This is a genomic window from Actinoplanes sp. M2I2 (assembly GCF_023544445.1).
GTDB lineage: Bacteria > Actinomycetota > Actinomycetes > Mycobacteriales > Micromonosporaceae > Actinoplanes.
This window is the reverse complement of record NZ_JALPVJ010000009.1, coordinates 260,007-273,945: the sequence shown is the minus strand read 5'-3', so window position 1 is coordinate 273,945 and position 13,939 is coordinate 260,007. Positions and strand designations below refer to the sequence as shown.

At 71.4% G+C, this 13,939-nt stretch carries 9 protein-coding genes; 7 read left to right on the top strand and 2 right to left on the bottom strand.

Annotation, left to right across the window (positions count from 1 at the left end; genetic code table 11):
* The first annotated feature begins 206 nt into the window (after positions 1–206).
* On the top strand, positions 207–1,448 hold the full coding sequence (locus HJC40_RS20380; protein WP_250002843.1) for an FAD-binding protein: 1,242 nt from the start codon (positions 207–209) through the stop codon (positions 1,446–1,448).
* Positions 1,449–1,485: 37 nt separating this feature from the next.
* Here HJC40_RS20380 and HJC40_RS20375 read toward each other — a convergent pair whose 3' ends face one another.
* Entirely contained in the window at positions 1,486–1,797 is a 312-nt protein-coding gene (locus HJC40_RS20375) for a LysR substrate-binding domain-containing protein (RefSeq protein ID WP_250002841.1), read from the bottom strand.
* A 141-nt stretch (positions 1,798–1,938) separates the two neighbouring features.
* Here HJC40_RS20375 and HJC40_RS20370 point away from each other — a divergent pair, with 141 nt between their 5' ends.
* From HJC40_RS20370 to HJC40_RS20360, 3 genes are all read left to right on the top strand, one after another.
* Positions 1,939–3,147, top strand: coding sequence for a hypothetical protein (locus tag HJC40_RS20370; protein WP_250002839.1), 1,209 nt, complete (start codon positions 1,939–1,941; stop codon positions 3,145–3,147).
* 291 nt (positions 3,148–3,438) lie between these two features.
* Entirely contained in the window at positions 3,439–5,367 is a 1,929-nt protein-coding gene (gene ftsH / locus HJC40_RS20365) for an ATP-dependent zinc metalloprotease FtsH (protein WP_250002837.1), read from the top strand.
* 1,122 nt (positions 5,368–6,489) lie between these two features.
* Positions 6,490–7,359 (top strand): PHP domain-containing protein, encoded by an 870-nt coding sequence (locus HJC40_RS20360; protein WP_250002835.1) that lies wholly within the window; start codon positions 6,490–6,492, stop codon positions 7,357–7,359.
* Between the two features lie 335 nt (positions 7,360–7,694).
* On the opposite strand, the gene HJC40_RS20355 is transcribed toward HJC40_RS20360, so the two are convergent.
* On the bottom strand, positions 7,695–9,893 hold the full coding sequence (locus tag HJC40_RS20355; protein ID WP_250002833.1) for an MMPL family transporter: 2,199 nt from the start codon (positions 9,891–9,893) through the stop codon (positions 7,695–7,697).
* 254 nt (positions 9,894–10,147) lie between these two features.
* On the opposite strand from HJC40_RS20355, the gene HJC40_RS20350 reads away from it, so the two are divergent.
* The 3 genes from HJC40_RS20350 to HJC40_RS20340 all read left to right on the top strand — a co-directional run bounded on the left by HJC40_RS20350 (position 10,148) and on the right by HJC40_RS20340 (position 13,843).
* Complete coding sequence (locus HJC40_RS20350) at positions 10,148–10,915, top strand: trypsin-like serine protease (protein WP_250002831.1); 768 nt, start codon at positions 10,148–10,150, stop codon at positions 10,913–10,915.
* Positions 10,916–11,082: 167 nt separating this feature from the next.
* Positions 11,083–11,652 (top strand): TetR/AcrR family transcriptional regulator, encoded by a 570-nt coding sequence (locus HJC40_RS20345; RefSeq protein ID WP_250002829.1) that lies wholly within the window; start codon positions 11,083–11,085, stop codon positions 11,650–11,652.
* A 13-nt stretch (positions 11,653–11,665) separates the two neighbouring features.
* Complete coding sequence (locus HJC40_RS20340) at positions 11,666–13,843, top strand: MMPL family transporter (RefSeq protein ID WP_250002827.1); 2,178 nt, start codon at positions 11,666–11,668, stop codon at positions 13,841–13,843.
* The last annotated feature ends 96 nt before the right edge of the window (positions 13,844–13,939 follow it).

The following is a 13,939-nucleotide window of genomic DNA, read 5'->3' as shown; positions in this document are numbered from 1 at the left end:
CTCATCGGCCATCCCAGCTCAACGGCCATCCCAGCTCATCGGCCATCCGGCTCACGCCTCCATCGGCCTTCCCGACCGTACCGCCTCGGCCACGGGGCTGCGGACTGTCCCGTTCCGGTCGGTTTTTGCAGTGGGTTCCGATTCCGGAGCTCCGGCCGGGCGGGCGGGCCTGCCGGTCGTACAGGTAGGCGATTTAGGGTGGTCGAATGAGCGAGCGAGTGACCAACTGGGCCGGCAACGTCGTCTTCGGCGCGAAGAGCGTGCGCCGGCCCGCCTCGGTGACCGAGGTGCAGGAGATCGTGGCCGAGGGTGGGCCGATCAAGGTCCTGGGCAGCGGCCACTCCTTCAACCGGATGGCCGACACCGACGGCACCCTGCTGTCGCTGGCCGAGCTGCCCCGGCTCGCCGAGATCAGCGCCGACCGCAAGTCCGTACGGGTCGACGGCGGCATCCGCTACGGCGTGCTTGCCGCCCACCTGTACGACAACGGCCTGGCCTTGCACAACACGGCCTCGCTGCCGCACATCTCGGTGGCCGGCGCGGTCGCCACCGCCACGCACGGCTCGGGCGTCCGCAACCGCAACCTGGCCACCGCCGTCTCGGCGATCGAGTTCATCGACGGCTCCGGCAAGCTGGTCACGCTGTCCCGTGGCGACGCCGACTTCCCGGGCGCGGTGGTCGGCCTGGGCGCGCTCGGCGTGGTCGTCGCCCTGACGCTCGACGTCGTGCCCGCCTTCGAGCTGCGGCAGTACGTCTACGACAACGTGCCGCGGGCCTCGGTCGAGCAGCACCTGCACGAGATGCTGGCCGACGGCTACAGCGTCAGCCTCTTCACCAACTGGACGAGCGTCGACATCAGCCACGCCTGGCTCAAGCGCACCGAGCCGATGACCGGCGACTGGTACGGCGCTTACCTGGCCGACGGTCCGCGCCACCCCGTGCCGGGCATGCCGGCCATGAACAGCACCGAGCAGGGCGGCGTCCCGGGCCCGTGGCACGAGCGGCTGCCGCACTTCCGGATGGAGTTCACCCCGTCGAGCGGCGAGGAGCTCCAGTCCGAGTACCACGTCGCCCGCGAGGACGGCCTGGCCGCCATCGACGCCGTGGCCGCGATCCGGCAGCGCGTTGCCCCGGTGCTCCAGGTCTGCGAGCTCCGCACCATCAAGGGCGACGACCTGTGGCTGAGCCCGAACTACCAGCGCGACAGCATGGCCCTGCACTTCACCTGGATCGCCGACACCGAGGAGGTGCTGCCGGTGGTGGCCGAGCTGGAGCAGAGCCTCGCGCCGCTGTCCCCGCGGGCCCACCTGGGCAAGGTCTTCACCCAGACGCCCGAGACGATCCGGGCGAGCTACGAGCACTTCGGTGACTTCCAGGAGCTCGTACGCCGTTACGACCCGGCCGGCACGTTCCGCAACCCGTGGCTGGCCGCGATCCTGGGCTTCTGACCGGTCGCCTGCGGGGCCGAGCGCAGCGGCAGCGCCGTCAGCAGCGGTCGCGCCGGACGACGTGCGCGTCGACCAGCGCGAGGAAGGCCTCGGCGGCCGACCCGGTTGCCGGCGACAGGCCGACGAACGGTTCGTCGGCCACGGCGGCCGGGGAGACGCTCGGCGCCGAGGCGAGAGGATGCCCGGCGGGCACGAGCAGGCGCGGCTGGAACGTGGCGAGGCCGTGCACGTGCAGCCCTGGAATCCTCGTCGAGGGGACGCCGACGAAGGCCAGGTCGAGCGTGTGCGCGCGCTGGTCGGCCAGCAGGCCGTCGGTGCCGGTCGCGGCCACGTTGAGGCTGAGCCGCACGACCCCGCCTGACCTGCTGTTTCGTCGAGGGTCGAGAAAGATCGTCTTAAGTGTTGCTTAAGCGGTCAACTCTCATGGGAGCGCTCCCGTATGGAAGGCCGAAGCCAATTTCGGTCCCCCGTCGCGGAAGGCGCAGCCCCAATGTACAGAGCCCGGTACAACAAGTCCCGCACGACCTCGCGCCGCTGGCAGATCGGTGCGGTCGTGGGGGTCGCGGTCGTCATCACCGGCGTCGGCCTGGGCGTCGCCTCGGCCGCGGAGGCGACGCCCACCGTGAACTGTCCGCAGCTGACCGCCCTGCCGGCCGTGCCCGCGCAGGCCCAGGCCGAGGTGCAGCGCAACCTCGAACTGCTCAACACGCAGATCGCCGAGGCCGACAACCGGCTGCGGACGTCGGTCGGTCAGGGCGGTGCCAACTTCGTCCAGAACGCGATTCTCGGGCCGCTGAAGGACAAGCGGTTCGCGACGATCAACCGGATCGAGACGGCGATCGGCCGCAACGCGGCCAAGCCCGACCTGAACGCCGAAGGTCTTTCGACCTGTTCGCTCAACCAGGACGGTGGCTCCTCGGCGCAGCAGCCGGTCGACGTGCCGTCCACTGGCGACAACGCCGGCGGTGGCGACAACGCAGGCGGCGCGGCGGTGCCGACGGTGAACTGCCCGTCGGTCGATAACCTGCCGGCCGTGCCGGCCCAGGCGCAGGCCGAGGTGCAGCGCAACCTGGAATTGCTCAACACGCAGATCGCCGAGGCCGACAACCGGCTGCGGACGTCGGTCGGTCAGGGCGGCGCCAACTTCATCCAGAACGCGATTCTCGGGCCGCTGAAGGACAAGCGGTTCGCCACGATCAACCGGATCGAGACGGCGATCGGCCGCAACGCGGCCAAGCCCGACCTGAACGCCGAAGGCCTGTCGACGTGCTCGCTCAACGAGAACGGCGGGAACGGCGAGGGCGGCGAGAACGGCGAGGGCGGCGAAGCCCCGGCCGAGCAGCCGACCGAGGTGCCCGGTGCAGGCGGCGAAGGTGACGGCGCGGCCGGCGGCGGCAACGTGGCCCTGCCGACCGTGAACTGCCCGTCGGTGGACAACCTGCCGGCCGTACCGGCCCAGGCGCAGGCCGAGGTGGACCGCAACCTCGCCCTGCTCGACACGCAGATCGCCGAGGCGAACAACCGCATCGCGTCGAGCGTCGGCCAGGGTGGCCCGAACTTCATCCGCAACGCGATCCTTGGCCCGCTGGAGGACAAGCGGTTCGCGACCATCAACCGGATCGAGACGGCGATCGGCCGCAACGCCGCGAAGCCGGACCTCGACGCCGAGGGCCTGGCCCCCTGCGACCTTCGGCAGTAAACCCTTCCCCTCAGGCAGGCGCGCGTCCGGACCCCCACCCGGGCGCGCGTCTTCCTGGTTCCGGTCCAGCCCCCGCCGCACCGCGATCTTGCAGGAAATTGGCAGGAGTCACGCGCGTCACGACGACGCATTTGTGTCACCCGTCAGGGGTAGCTTCGCGCCATGCCCGCCGATGCTCCAGACGCGAAGCCGTCGCAGCGCCCCCACCCGTGGAAGGTGGAGGGTGTGCCACCCACCCCCGCACCCGGTGGCCCGAAAAGGCCGCGTTCGTCCTGGATTCGATTCGGCGGCATGCTCGTCGTGCTGCTGGCCCTCAACTGGATCATCTCGTCGTTCTTCCTGGCGCCGCCCGAGCGCTCCCCGGTGTCGTACACGTTCTTCCTGAGCCAGGTCCAGGGCAACAACGTCGCCGAGATCACCTCGACCGCCGACACCATCGAGGGCCAGTTCAAAAAGGAAGTGGCCTACACGCCGACCGGTGACACCAAGTCCGAGCAGGTCGAGCGTTTCACCACGCAGCGGCCCTCGTTCGCCGACGACGACCTGTTCTCGTCGCTGCAGGCCGACAACGTGCCGGTCAACGCCAACCCGCCGGACGCGCCCGCGCCCATCTGGCAGCAGCTGCTGATCGGCTTCGGGCCGACGATCCTGCTGGTCGCCCTGTTCATCTGGATCAGCCGGCGCATGGCCGGCGCCGCGGGCGGGGGTGGCGTGCTGGGCAGCTTCGGCAAGTCCCGGGCCAAGCTCTACCAGCCCGAGGGCGGGCCGCGGACGACCTTCGCCGACGTCGCGGGCATCCAGGAGGTCGAGCAGGAGGTCACCGAGATCGTCGACTTCCTGCGCGAGCCCGACAAATACCGCAAGCTCGGCGCGCAGATCCCGCACGGCGTGCTGCTCTCCGGCCCGCCCGGCACGGGCAAGACGCTGCTGGCCCGCGCGGTCGCCGGCGAGGCCCAGGTGCCCTTCTTCTCGATCTCGGCGTCCGAGTTCATCGAGGCCATCGTCGGCGTCGGCGCCAGCCGCGTCCGTGACCTGTTCGACCAGGCCAAAAAGGTGGCGCCCTCGATCATCTTCATCGACGAGCTCGACGCGATCGGCCGGGCCCGGGGCAGCGCCCAGTCGCTCGGCGGCAACGACGAACGCGAACAGACGCTCAACCAGATCCTGACCGAGATGGACGGCTTCACGGGCAGCGAGGGCGTGGTCGTGCTGGCCGCCACCAACCGCTCCGAGGTCCTCGACCCGGCGCTGCTGCGCCCCGGCCGCTTCGACCGCCGCGTCGTGGTGAGCCCGCCCGACCTGGCCGGGCGTCACGCCATCCTCGTCGTGCACACCCGCGGTGTGCCGGTTGCCCCGGGCGTCGACCTCGACGGCATCGCCGCGTCCACGCCGGGCATGGTCGGAGCCGACCTGAAGAACTTGGTGAACGAGGCCGCTCTGCTGGCCGCCCGCCGCGGTCACAGCCAGGTGCAGAACAACGACTTCACCGACGCGCTCGAGAAGATCGTGCTGGGCACGGTCCGCGGCCTGATGCTGACCCCCGACGAGAAGGAGCGCACGGCGTTCCACGAGTCGGGGCACGCCCTGCTGGGCATGCTGACCCCGGGGGCCGACCCCGTCCGCAAGATCTCGATCATCCCGCGCGGCCAAGCCTTGGGCGTCACCTTCCAGAGCCCGTCAAGCGACCGGTACGGCTACTCGGCGATCTATCTGCGGGGGCGCATCATCGGGGCGCTGGGTGGGCGGGCCGCCGAGGAGGTGGTGTTCGGCGACATGACGACGGGTGCGGAGAGCGACCTCGACCAGGTCAGCAACATCGCCCGCCAGATGGTCGGCCGGTGGGGCATGTCCGACGCCATCGGGCCGGTCACGGTGCTGCCGCCGCCCGGGCAGGAGTCCCCGTTCGGGCTGGACGGCGTGGCTCCGGCCACCCGGGAGCTGGTCGATTCCGAGGTTCGCAAGATCGTGGAGGAGTGCTACACCGAGGCTCTGTCCTTGTTGCGCTCGCATCGGCCTCAGCTCGACAGCCTGGCCCATCGGTTGCTGCAGACCGAGACCCTGGACGAGGCGGACGCGTACGCCGCGGCCGGCATCAGCCCGTCCGAGGCTCCGGGGGCGGTTGCTCGGGGTGAGGCGCCGGGGTCTGCTCCGGCTCCGGGTATTCCTCATCCGGTCGCTACCGACGCTGCGTCTGCTAACGGGGTTGCTGCTTCCTCCTGAGGTGGGGTGGACGGTCGCTCGTCGGTCCTGCGCCTGGGGATGATCTTGGCTGGGTGGGGTTGCGGCGGCTTGGTGGGTTGGGGTTTGTTGCGGTGGACGGGCGGGCCCGGGGCCCCCCACCCTGCCCGTAAACCCACATTGGGCGGTGCTGGGCCCCCCCCGGCCCCGCCCTTGGGGGCGAGCAGGTGACGGCTTGTCGTTGGCTCACCGGCTGCTGGGTGCGTGATTGTGGCGGCGGTCACCTTGGCGGGTGTGGGGTCTGGCTGCCGCGCTGTGGTCGGGGGACTGTGGGGCGGCTTGGGCGGGCGGGCCTTTGTGGTGGGTTGCGGGAGCAGGACCGTGCCGGTTGCGGTCAGTACGTCGCGGTTGTGAGTCGGTCGAGCCGGTCTTCGACCTGCGGTCGGCGGCGTCGGCTCCTTGCTGGTCAGCGGAGGTTGAGCTCGCCGGGATGCGAGCGGAGCGGGATGGTCTGCGGATCGAACGGGTGCTGCTGATTGCACTGCACGGCGTCACCGGTGTGAAGCGGGGCGGGGAACCGGGACCGTTCTGGTCGCCGAGATGGGCGTCCGGTAAGCGTTCGGTTCCGAGTGAATTCGCCGGGTGCGGACTGGCGTGGCTTGAGCGACAACGCGTGGGTGGCCATCGTGACGATCGGAGTCGCCGTCGCTTCATGCGCGGGCCGGGTGGCGTGCGGATCGCTGGACAGGAACTGGGCTGGCGCCCGCTTCGGCGTGGGCGCATCTTGCGGGCCTCGCCGTGGCTGCCGTGGCCGCCGTGGCTGACGGGCATGGCTGGCGTGGCCGGGGTGGCCCGAGGGCATGGCTGGCGGGCGGGGCCGGCGGGGCCGATGGGCGCTGGCTGGCGGGCGGGGCCTGCGGGGCCGATGGGCGCTGGCTGGCGGGCGGGGCCCGCGGGGCCGATGGGCGCTGGCTGGCGGGCGTTGCCGGCGGGGCCGATGGGCGTGGCTTCAGGCGTGGCCACACGTGGTTGGGTGGCTTGGGTGGTGGGCGGCCGGCGTGGATGGGACAGGCCTCTTCGGCTGCTGTGGGTGTTCGGCGTCCGGGTCGGTCGTCGGGGGAGATCGGGGCGGTGACTGAGGCCGGAGCCGGGCAGGGTGGGGGTATGGGCGTGGAGGGAACGGTGGGCGGGGGGATGCACGCGCTGCCGGCTGACAGTCATGTGCACAGTGAATGGTCTTGGGATACGTGGGTGGGAGATATGGAGGGCACCTGCGCGCGGGCGGTGGAGATCGGGCTGCCGGCGGTGGCGTTCACCGAGCACGTCGACCACGTTGTCTGGACGGCGGATCGGGGGACTCTGGAGGCCAGCCGGGAGGTTCGGGCCTTTGCCGATGCGGCGGGGCGGGTCAGGGCGCCGGTGTTCGACGCGGCTGGGTATCTCGCGGGGGTCGAGCGCTGCCGGGAGCGCTTTCCCGGGCTGCGGGTGCTGAGCGGTGTCGAGATCGGTGAGCCGCATCTGCATGCTGAGGCTGTTGCGAGGATTTTGGGGGCTGGGCGGTTCGATCGGGTGCTCGGGTCGCTGCACGGGTTGCCGGTGGGGGTCACCTTCTACGAACCGCCGGGTCTGTTCGAGCACTACGGGCGGGATGCGGCGCTGCGGCGTTATCTGGGGCAGGTTCCGGCTGTCATCGCGGGGAGCGCGGTGTTCGAGGTGTTCGCGCACATCGACTACCCGGTGCGGGCCTGGCCGGTCGATGCCGAGCCGTTCGACCCGTGGGCGTTCGAGGAGGAGTTTCGTCTTGCCCTCGGGGCGATCGCCGCGGGTGATCGCGTTCTCGAGGTCAATACGCGCGTGCCGTTGCACCCGGAGATCCTCCGGTGGTGGCGCGAGGAGGGCGGCCGGGCCATCTCCTTCGGCAGTGACGCGCACCTGCCGGCGGCTCTGGCCACCGGGTTCCGGGAGGCCGCGCACGTGGCCGAAGCGCACGGCTTCCGCCCTAGCCGGCGGCCCGAGGACTACTGGATCTGCTGAGGGCCGGCGGTCGCCTACCGGTTTCCGGCGGCCGGTACGCCGGCCCCGCACCGGCCGGGACAGGGATGCGGCATCGCGCCCCTGTCGGCTGAATGCCCGGCCGAGTTGTCGGAGCGCGGCGCTCGGTGGGGTGTTGTCGGGTGCCGCGAGCGTGCGCCGGCTGGATGCCCGCCCCGGGTGTTGACGTGCGGCGTTCGGTCGGGTGTGGCGAGCGTGCTGGCTCGATGCCCACCCTGAGCGTTGGAGCGCGGCGTTCGGTCGGGTGTTGTGGGGTGCGGTGAGCGTGTGGGAGGCCCCCGGCGGCGATGCCGGGGGCCTCGGGGTGGTGGGGTGGGTCAGTGGCGGCCGGCCAGTTCGGGCTCGGGGGTCGGTGGGGCGGTTACCTCGGGGGCCTCGTGGCGGCCTCGGGGGCGCAGGAAGCGCGGCGCCCACCAGTTGGCCTGGCCCAGCAGTGTCATGGCGGAGGGCAGGACCACGGCGCGGATGATCGTCGCGTCCAGGAGGATCGCGGCGGCCAGGCCGATGCCCAGCTGTTTCATGTCGATGGTGGACAGGGTGGCGAAGATCGAGAACACGGCGACCATGACCAGGGCGGCGCTGCTGACGGTGCCGGCCGAGCCGGTGATGCCTTCGGCTACCGCCTCGCGGGTGGGGACGCCGCGCTGGACCGCCTCGCGGATCCGGGAGACCACGAAGACGTGGTAGTCCATGGACAGGCCGAACAGGACCACGAACAGGAACAGCGGTAGCCAGCTGACGATCGCGTCCATCGACGTGAAGCCCAGCGGACCCTCGGCCCAGCTGCCCTGGAAGACCAGCACCAGCAGGCCGTACGCGGCGCCGACGGACAGCAGGTTGAGCAGGATCGAGGTCAGCGCGACCACGACCGAGCGGAACGTCCAGGCCATCACCAGGAACGTGAGCACCAGCACGAACCCGGCCACCAGCGGCAGCTTCTTCCAGACGTGTTCGGCGTAGTCCTCGCTCGCGGCCACGCTGCCGCCGACGGCGTAGTCGAGACCGTTCAGCGCGGCCGGCGCCAGGGTGGTGCGGAGCTCGTGCAGGGAGTCGGCCGCCTCGTCGCTGCGGGAGGTGAACGGTGTCGCCAGGTCGAGCACGGTCACCGTCTTGTCGGGGGAGACCTCGATGTCGGGGCCGGTCTGCTCGGGCGGGGCGAACAGGCGGTTGCCCCGGGTGCTCTCGGCCAGGTCGGTGAGCGCGGCCTTGACGTCGCCGGCCGACGTGGCGGCGGCCTTCACGACGACCGTGTGGTTGGTGCCGTTGCTGGGGTACGCCGGGGCGAGCCGGTCGTAGGCCTGCATGGCCGGCGTGGTGCGGGGGAGGTCCTCCGTACCGGGGAACTTGAGCTTCATGCCGAGCGCCGGGGCGGCCAGGGTCAGCAGCGCGAGCACGCTGACCAGCAGGGTCGCCGCGGGCCAGCGCAGCGCCGGGTGCAGCACGGCCCGCCAGAAGCGGGAGCCGGACGCGCCGTCGGGACGGCGGGCGGTGAGGCGCCACAGGAACGGCACGCGGGGGCGGTCGACCCAGCGGCCCAGCTTGGCCAGGATCGCCGGCAGCACGGACAGCGAGCCCAGCACGGCCACGGCGACCACCAGGATGGAGCCCACGGCGAGCGACGAGAACGTGGTGTCGCCGGCCAGGAACAGCCCGGCCATGGCGATGATGACCGCCGTGCCGCTGACCACGACCGCGTGCCCGGACGTCTCGGCGGCTATCTCCACCGCGTCGACGTGGCCGCGGCCCTTGGCGCGTTCCTCCCGTTCCCGGCGTACGTAGAAGAGCGAGTAGTCGACGCCCACCGCCATGCCGATCAGCAGGATGACCGGGGCGGTGGTGTCGGTCGAGGGCACCAGGTGCGAGGCCAGCGTGGAGAGGCCCATCGCGGCGGCCACCGACGACAGCGCCAGCAGCACGGGCACGCCGGCGGCGATCAGCGCGCCGAAGACCACGATGAGGATGGCCAGGGTGACCGGCAGGCTGAGCAGTTCGGCCCGCTTGAAGTCGTCGCCGAGGGTGTCGTCGAGGGCCTTGGTGATCGACGGTTCGCCGACCTGTTCGACCCGCAGCTCGGGATGGGACTCCTGGACCCGGGCCGTCGCCGCGCGCAGCGGCTCGACGCGGTCCGAGGCGGTCTCGGGATCGCCGGCCATGGTGATCGGCACGAGCAGCGCCGAGCCGTCGTTGGCCGGGATCGGCTTGCCCACCGAGGCGACACCGGTGACCGACCGTAGCGTGGTGGTGGCGTCGGCCGCGGCGCGCTGGGCGGCCGCGGTGTCGAGCCGGCCGGAACGGGCGGTGATCAGAACGTTGTCGACGGCGGGCTGGTCGGCGAACCCGCCCTCGTCGATCATCACGTACGCGCGGCCGGCCTCGCCGATCGCGTCGTCCTGGGCGGTGGCCTCCTGCAGGCCGGCCGCGTTGCCGCCCAGGAAACACACCGCCACGAAGACCACCCAGAGCGCGATCGCGCGCCACGGATGTTCGGCGCTCCAGCGCGCCATGCGTACCGTCACCGGTCGCCTGCCCATCAGTTCCCCCCAAGCCCGAATCCTGTGTCGAACCTGAAACTAGGCAGGCAAGCAGCTGGGAACATCCGGGCCGGACCCCGGTCGTACCCGGACCCGGGAACGGGGCCGGAGCGTCGGAAAGGTGACGCGGGAAGCGGGGAAAAGCCGCGCACGCCGTCAAATGGCCTCCGCGACACTCAGGGTTCACCCGGGGTCTTCCCCGATTCGCCGGGGTTGATCGATCGGTCTAGGTTGTCCGAATGGGACAGAGGAAGAGATCGATTCTCGCCGCGTCCGGGGTGGTCGCCGCCGTGCTGTTCGGGTTCGCCGGGCCGGCCGGCGCGATCGCCAACGGTGAACAGGTCAAGCCCGGTCGGTACGCCTTCTCGGTCAAGCTGACGATGACCGGCATCCCGACGGCCGACGGCGGCAAGCGCAACAGCGCCTGCTCCGGTGCGCTGATCGCCCCGCAGTGGGTAATCACCGCGGGGCACTGCTTCCGGGACGCGAGCGGCGTCCGGGTCGAGCGCCCGGTCGCCGACTCGACGATCGCGACCGTCGGCCGCACCGACCTCACGAACACGAAGCGTGGTCATGAGGTCGAGATCGTCGCGGTCCGGCAGTCGACGACCGCCGATGTGTCGCTGGCCAAGCTGGCCGAGCCGATCCGGGACGTCCGCCCGATCCGGGTCGGCCGGACGGCGCCCGAGGCCGGGGACATCCTGCGGCTCACCGGCTACGGCTCCACGACCAGCACCAGCCCGGCGCCGGTGACCTGGCTGCGCACCGGAAAGATGGAGGTGGTCGGGCTCACCGACTCGGTCACGCAGCTGAAGGGCAACTCGCCGCAGGCGGACACCACCCCGTGCCCGTACGACTCGGGGGGCCCGTTCTTCGTCGAGCGGGGCCGCAAGGGCCCGGCGCTGGTCGCGATCGTCAGCAACGGCCCGTCGTGCCCGCACACCGAGATCGAGAGCGCGGCCCGGGTGGACAACCTCGCCGGGTGGGTCACTGAGGTCACTCGCTGAGGAAGAGCACGGAGAGGTTCGACGGCCGGTTACGGGGAAACCCGTAGCCGGCCGCTCCGTCTGCGGTAGGCCTGAAGGAAGCACCTGAAGGACGTCAACGCCCACTGTGAGGACCGCCACGGTCGGTCGCCGACCAGTCTGGTCCCTCACCGACTAGTCTGGTCCCCATGCCGCGGCCCACCAAGCAGCAGATCGACGACGAGATCCTCGAAGCCGCCGCGACCCTGTTCGCCCGGCACGGCTTCAAGGAGACCTCGATCCAGCGCATCGCCGACGCGGTGGGCTACTCCAAGACGGGCCTGTTGCACCGCTACCCGACCAAGGAGTCGCTGCAGCAGGCGGTGATCGACCGGGTCCGGCGCGACATCCGCGAGATCGCCGACGAGGTCTCCGCCCTCGCGCCCGGCCCGGTCCGCGACCGCGCGGTGATCACCAGCGTGGCCCGGCTCGCCGCGGACGGCCCGGGCACGGTGGCCCTGCTGCTCACCGGTCTGGCCAACTCGCTCGACAGCGAGTTCGGCGCGGCCATGGAGAGCATCGGCGAGCCGGTCTTCGAGGCCTTCGCGGTCGACCCCGAGGCCGATCCGGTCCGCGCCATCCGGGTGGTCGGCGCGCTCGGCGCCCTCGCCGTGGCCGGAGTCGCGCTGCGCGAGAAACCTCTCGGCGCGGACATCGGCGACCTCATCGACGTCAGTTATGACGCGCTCGGCCACGGGCGCGAGGCCCCTCAGCAGTAAGGAAACGACGGACATGGCAACGTTGCTGCACCGCTTGGGACTGGGCGCGGTACGCCACAAGGCGCTCGTCATGGTCGCCTGGCTGGTGGCCGTGATCGCTCTGGGCGCCGGCGCCGCCACGCTCTCGGGCACGATGGTCAACTCCTTCTCGATCCCGGGGCAGGAGTCGACCAAGGCGCTCGAGCTGATGGAGGAGCGGTTCGGCGCCGCCTCGGCCGGCGCGACCGCCCAGGTGGTCATGGAGGCCCCCGGCACCGGCCGGATCACCGACCAGGCGAGCGCGGCCCAGGTCGCCGCAGTCGTGGCGAGGCTTCAGAAGCTGCCCGGCGTGGTCGCGGCCAGCAACCCGCTCGACCCCAAGGCGCCGGCCGTGTCGCAGGACCAGCGGGCCGCGTACAGCACGGTGACCTACGGCGTCCAGGCGTCGGAGATCACCGTCGAGGAGCGTGAGGCGCTGACCGCCGTGGTCGACGAGTCCCGGTCGGCCGGGCTGATCGTCGAGGCGCGCGGCGAGGCGACCCAGGAGTCCGGGGCCGACATCGGCGGCACGGGCGAGATCCTCGGTGTCGTCGTGGCCCTGGTCGTGCTGGCCATCACGTACGGCTCGCTCGTGCTCGCGGGCATGAACCTGCTGACCGCCCTGGCCGGCGTGGCGATCGGCGCCCTCGGCATCACCACGCTGAGCGGCTTCACCGAGCTGCAGTCGACCACCCCGATCCTCGCGATCATGCTCGGCCTCGCGGTCGGCATCGACTACGCGCTGTTCATCGTCACCCGGTTCCGTCAGGAGCTGCGCCGCGGCCTGCCGGTGCCCGAGGCGGTCGCGCTCGCGGTCGGCACGGCCGGCTCGGCCGTGGTCACCGCCGGCCTGACCGTCGTGATCGCGCTGGCCGGCCTGTCCGTCGCCGGCATCCCGTTCCTGACCGAGATGGGTCTGGCCGCGGCCGGCACCATCGTCTTCGCCGTGCTGGTGGCCATCACGCTGGTGCCCGCGTTCCTCGGGGCCGTCGGCCTGCGGGCGCTGCCCCGCAAGGAGCGGGGCAACCCGGTCGCCACCCAGAAGAAGGACCGCGGCTTCTACCGCGGCTGGGCCCACATGGTGACCCACCAGCGGGTGCTCAGCCTGATCGTCGCGGTGGCGGCGCTGGCCGTGATCGCGATCCCGTTCTTCTCGATGCAGACCACGCTCATCCAGCGGCCGGCCGAGGGCAGCAGCCAGGAGAAGGCCGACCAGATCATCAGCGAGCGCTTCGGCCCGGGCTTCGCCGGCCCGCTGCTGGTGCTGGTGGACGGCTCCGGCGCCCCGGCGTACGCGGCGTCCGTACGGGAGAAGGTCGCCACCCTGCCGGATGTCGCCTTCGTGGCGCAGCCCCAGGTCAGCCAGGGTCAGAACGCCGCCCTGATCACGATCATCCCGGGCTCCGGTCCCGAGGACACGGCCACGATCGACCTGGTGCACGCCATCCGCGACGACGTGGCCGACGGCCCGGGCGCCGAGGTCTACGTCACCGGGCAGACCGCGGTCAGCATCGACGTGTCGGAGAAACTCGACCAGGCGCTGCCGATCTATCTGATCCTGGTCGTCGGTCTGGCCTTCGTGCTGCTGGTGCTCGTCTTCCGGTCGCTGCTGGTGCCGGTGGTCGGCGTGGTCGGCTTCCTGCTCACGATCGGCGCGGCGCTCGGCGCGACCACCGCGGTCTTCCAGTGGGGCTGGCTGTCCGACCTGGTCAACGCCCAGACCACGGGCCCGCTGCTGAGCCTGGCGCCGATCATCATCGTCGGCATCCTGTTCGGTCTCGCGATGGACTACCAGGTCTTCCTGGTCTCGCGGATGCACGAGGCGCACGCCCACGGGGTCGCGCCGCGCGAGGCGGTGGTGACCGGCTTCCGGCAGGCCGCCCCGGTGGTCGTGGCCGCGGCGACGATCATGTTCTCGGTCTTCGCCGGCTTCGTCCCCGAGGGCAACGACACGATCAAGCCGATCGCGTTCGCGCTGGCCATCGGCATCCTGTTCGACGCCATCGTGGTCCGCATGATCATCGTTCCGGCGGCCATCGCGCTGCTCGGCGGTACGGCCTGGTGGCTGCCGCGCTGGCTGTCCTGGCTGCCGGTGGTCGACGTCGAGGGTGCGGCCCTCGAGAGGACGCCGGAGAAGACGCGCGACGTCGAGGAGCCCGCCCACGCGGCGTGACGGCGGCCGGACGACCTCGGTCAGGCGCCCCGTTTCGGGGTGCCTGACCGAATTGCCGTAAATATCCGGAAGCACGTAGCCGAATCACCAGCGTGA

What these genes read in the sequence shown, in the direction of transcription:
- HJC40_RS20360 (WP_250002835.1), top strand. Translation starts at nt 6,490, where the DNA reads ATGGGCGTGGAGGGAACGGTGGGCGGGGGGATGCACGCGCTGCCGGCT.
- HJC40_RS20380 (WP_250002843.1), top strand. Translation starts at nt 207, where the DNA reads ATGAGCGAGCGAGTGACCAACTGGGCCGGCAACGTCGTCTTCGGCGCG.
- HJC40_RS20340 (WP_250002827.1), top strand. Translation starts at nt 11,666, where the DNA reads ATGGCAACGTTGCTGCACCGCTTGGGACTGGGCGCGGTACGCCACAAG.
- ftsH (WP_250002837.1), top strand. Translation starts at nt 3,439, where the DNA reads ATGCTCGTCGTGCTGCTGGCCCTCAACTGGATCATCTCGTCGTTCTTC.
- HJC40_RS20345 (WP_250002829.1), top strand. Translation starts at nt 11,083, where the DNA reads ATGCCGCGGCCCACCAAGCAGCAGATCGACGACGAGATCCTCGAAGCC.
- HJC40_RS20350 (WP_250002831.1), top strand. Translation starts at nt 10,148, where the DNA reads ATGGGACAGAGGAAGAGATCGATTCTCGCCGCGTCCGGGGTGGTCGCC.
- HJC40_RS20370 (WP_250002839.1), top strand. Translation starts at nt 1,939, where the DNA reads ATGTACAGAGCCCGGTACAACAAGTCCCGCACGACCTCGCGCCGCTGG.